The sequence below is a fragment of the Candidatus Aquicultor secundus genome, from assembly GCF_002791875.1.
GTDB lineage: Bacteria > Actinomycetota > Aquicultoria > Aquicultorales > Aquicultoraceae > Aquicultor_A > Aquicultor_A secundus.
The window spans coordinates 1-3857 of sequence record NZ_PFNG01000023.1 but is presented as its reverse complement, the minus strand read 5'-3'; the positions used below and the strand labels follow the sequence as shown (position 1 = coordinate 3857).

The window sequence follows — 3857 nt, the reverse complement described above, 5'->3', positions numbered from 1 at the left end:
AGTGAGTCTCACAGTGAGTCTCACAGTAAGACTTTTAATACATGGGTAACGAGTGGGCCCATCAAGCCGCCTTGTACGAGTGCCTGCCCGGTTAACGCGGACGTGCAATCGTTTGTTACCCTGGTAGCGCAAGGCAGATTTAAAGAATCGCTCGATGCGGTGCGTGAGCGCTGCACGCTTCCCGGAAGCTTGGGGCGCATTTGCCACCACCCGTGCGAGGGTGAGTGCCGCCGCAACGACGTCGATGGCGCGGTCAACATCCGTGCGATCAAGCGCTTTGCGGCGGATATCTGCAAGGACGAGCCGGACTACGGGCCGGTTCCAAAAACCAGGGGCAAAAAAGTCGCCATCATCGGCGGCGGACCCGCAGGTCTTACTGCGGCTTTTGACCTTTCTAAAGATGGCTTTGACGTAACCATTTTTGAGAAAAACGATGCCTGCGGCGGCGCTATATACACCGGCGTGCCGAAGTATCGCCTGCCAAAAGACGTCGTTGCCCGCGATGTCGCGGCAATCCAGTCGCTCGGCGTTGAGATAAAGACCAACACCGCGATCGGCACGGATGTCCAGTTTGATGATTTAGCCAAGCAGTATGACGCTGTCTTGATAGCCATAGGTCTTTCCGTGAGCCGAGGAATCCCGATTCCCGGGGCCGATGCCGACGGCGTTCTTCTGGCGCTGCCGTTTTTAAAGGAAGCCAACTTTAACGATAACGCAACGGTTGGCAAGAAAGTGGTCGTTATCGGCGGTGGAAACGTCGCCTTTGACGTCGCCCGTTCCGCTAAGCGCCTCGGTGCGCAACAGGTCAACCTCTGCTGTCTCGAGAGCCGCCCCGAGATTCCCGCCTTTAGCTGGGAGCTCGATGAGGCCGCCGAAGAAGACATTGCGATCAACCCCTCCTGGGGACCGAAAGAGATAAAGGTCGTTGACGGCAAGGTTGTGGGGATCACCTTTAAGCGCTGCACCCATGTCTTCGATGAAAACCGCATGTTCAGCCCGGCTTACAACGAGGACGAGCTTCTCGATATCGAGGCCGATAACGTGGTCTTTTCTATTGGTCAGGGAGCGGATATGAACGGGTTTACCGGTACCTCCCTCGAGGTTGACGGGCGCGGGCGCATAAAGTGGAACCCGGCCACCTTCCAAACCAACCTGCCGAACGTCTTCGCGTGCGGCGAGGTTGTTACCGGCCCGGGTGCTGCGGTAGCGGCCATGCGAAACGCGCATGACGCCGCAACATCGATTGAAACGTTCCTTACCACCGGCAAAATCGAGCCGGTCACCGTACTTAAGCCGGCACCGATCGGCAAGCTGCCCGATTTTACGACTCTTAAGATTACGCGCAAGGACAAAAACGACATTTCGGTTATGGACCCGGCGGAGCGCTTAAAAAGCTTTGTAGAGGCCGAGGGTGGTTTCGAGCTTCAAACCGCAGTTTATGAGGCCCAGCGCTGCATGAACTGCGGTCGCGGCGCGACGATGGCCCGCCCGGAGGATTGCGCGGCGTGTCTCTCCTGCGTGCGCGTTTGCCCGTACGGCGCACCGTATATTTCAGAGGCCCGCGTGGCCGGCTTCTCCTGGGAGAGCTGCCAGGCGTGCGGAATCTGCGCGAGCGTGTGCCCTGGCCTTGCGATCGATATCGCCTACAACGACGATACGCTTATCAACGAGCAGATCGATAAAGGCACGAGCGGAGTCACCGTCTTCGGCTGCCAGTATGCCGTTCCAACAATTAAAAACCCGGCCTCCATGGCGAGCCCGTCGATACCGGGCGTTAACATGGTCAGACTCATGTGCACCAGCCGCCTCGATACGCGGCATCTACTGCGTGCGGTTGAAAACGGCGCTGACGGTATCGCGGTCCTGGCCTGCCCGGACGAGGAGTGCCGCCATCGCAAGGGCGTCAATTGGGCGGAGATTCGCACCAATGAGGTTAAAAAGGTCCTCGAAGCGACCGGAATCGGCGCGGGCCGTATAGCCTTTATGGGTGCGCCGGGCGGCCCGGAAGCATTCGGCCGGATGATGGGCGAGTTCAAGGCAAAGCTCGACGAACTCGGACCGAATCCGGTTTCTAAAGTGCTCGCTGTAGACTAGCGTTAAAGAAGAGCACTTGAGTATAGATGTAAACGTGAGGCTGTATTTAAGTCGGCGCCGGCAGATGTAGTGAGGCGCCGGCTGCAAGCCCCGCGTCGGGGGAAACCTTAGAAGCTCCATTAGGGATTAAGGAGTGTGCACGAGAAATGATTGTTGCGGAGCCAAAAACCTTAGATGAGATAAAGGCGATGGTGGACTCGTACGACCGCGTGTTAATGGTCGGATGCGGCACTTGCGTTGAGGTATGCTTAACCGGCGGTGAGCGCGCGGTAAACCTTACGGCAACCGCCCTGCGCCTATCCCGAAAAGTCGACGGGCGCGATATCGAAGTCGGCGAACAGACCGTCATCCGCCAGTGTGATTTCGAGTATCTGGACGAGGTAAAAGATGCCGACAAATACCAGGCGATAGTGTCATTGGCCTGCGGCGTCGGCATTCAGGGAATGGCGCGAAAATTCCCAAACATGCCGGTGCTGCCGGGTGTTAACACCACGTTTATGGGCTTTAACGAAGAGTACGGATATTATACCGAGATGTGCAAGGGCTGCGGCGAATGCGTCCTTGATAAAACCGGCGGTATCTGCCCGGTAGCCCGCTGCGCGAAGAGCCTGCTTAACGGCCCGTGCGGCGGCACGAATAACGGCAAGTGCGAGATCGACTCAAGCCGTGATTGCGGCTGGGTGCTTATCTACAACAAGATGAACGCTATGGGCCAGGTCGACAAATTTAAAGAGATCAACTCGCCGAAGAACCACCAGAAGGCAAACAACCTTCGCTATATGGATTTAAGAAAGTAGGGGGAAGAGCGGTGGGATTTAAAGAAGAAATCCAAAGTGGAACATTTGTAGTCACCGCTGAAGTCGGCCCTCCGAAGGGAACCGACTTAAGTGAGATGAAGCACCACATCGAGGGGCTTAAAGACAAAGTAACCGCCCTCAATGTAACCGATAATCAGAGCGCGGTCATGCGTGTCTGCACGCTGGCGATTGCTCAAGTAATGATGGATATGGGTCTTGAGCCGATTTACCAGATGACCTGCCGCGACCGTAACCGTTTAGGTCTGCAGTCCGACCTTCTTGGCGCATCGGTTCTTGGTATCAAAAACGTGCTTTCGCTCACCGGTGACCACCCGGTACTCGGCGACCATAAGGATGCCAAGCCGGTATTCGATATCGAGTCGGTCGGGCTTCTTGAGGTGATAAGCGGGCTTAATGAAGGTCACGATATGGCCGGTCTTGAGCTACAAGGAAAAACCGATTTCTTTGCCGGGGCCATCGTAACACCTGAGGCCAATCCGCTTGAGCCGCAACTCGCAAAATTTGAGAAGAAGGTTAAGGCGGGCGCAAAGTTTTTCCAGACCCAGGCGGTCTACGATATGCCGAAATTCATGAAGTTCATGGATTACGCCAAGCAGTTTGATGTGCCGATAATGGCCGGTATCCTGCTCTTAAAATCAGCCGGTATGGCCAAGTACCTTAACAAGTTCGTAGCCGGCGTTTCAGTTCCGCAAGAGCTTATTGATGAACTCGCGCCTTATAAGGGCGAAGACGCGCTCAAAAAAGGCATCGAAATCGCCGGTCGCCAGATCGCCGAGCTTAAAAGTATCTGTGCCGGCGTTCACGTCATGGCCATCGGCGCGGAAGACAAGGTTCCGGATATTCTGGCCGCCGCCGGCCTGTAAGATAGAAGGTCTAGAGTGTAGCTCAGCTCTCAGCATTCAGCAATCAGCTTAAGAATACGGGTCGAGAATATGGGTCGAGAAT

Annotated in this window: 3 protein-coding genes; all 3 read left to right on the top strand. The window is 55.8% G+C overall.

Annotated features, from left to right (window positions below):
• On the top strand, nucleotides 1-2094 hold a 2094-nt coding region (locus COY37_RS00820; protein ID WP_286975537.1), incomplete at its 5' end, for an FAD-dependent oxidoreductase.
• Nucleotides 2095-2240: 146 nt separating this feature from the next.
• Nucleotides 2241-2891, top strand: a complete 651-nt coding sequence (locus COY37_RS00815; RefSeq protein ID WP_286678063.1) for a methylenetetrahydrofolate reductase C-terminal domain-containing protein — start codon at nucleotides 2241-2243, stop codon at nucleotides 2889-2891.
• Between the two features lie 11 nt (nucleotides 2892-2902).
• Complete coding sequence (locus COY37_RS00810; RefSeq protein WP_286678062.1) at nucleotides 2903-3775, top strand: methylenetetrahydrofolate reductase; 873 nt, start codon at nucleotides 2903-2905, stop codon at nucleotides 3773-3775.
• Nucleotides 3776-3857: the final 82 nt, after the last annotated feature.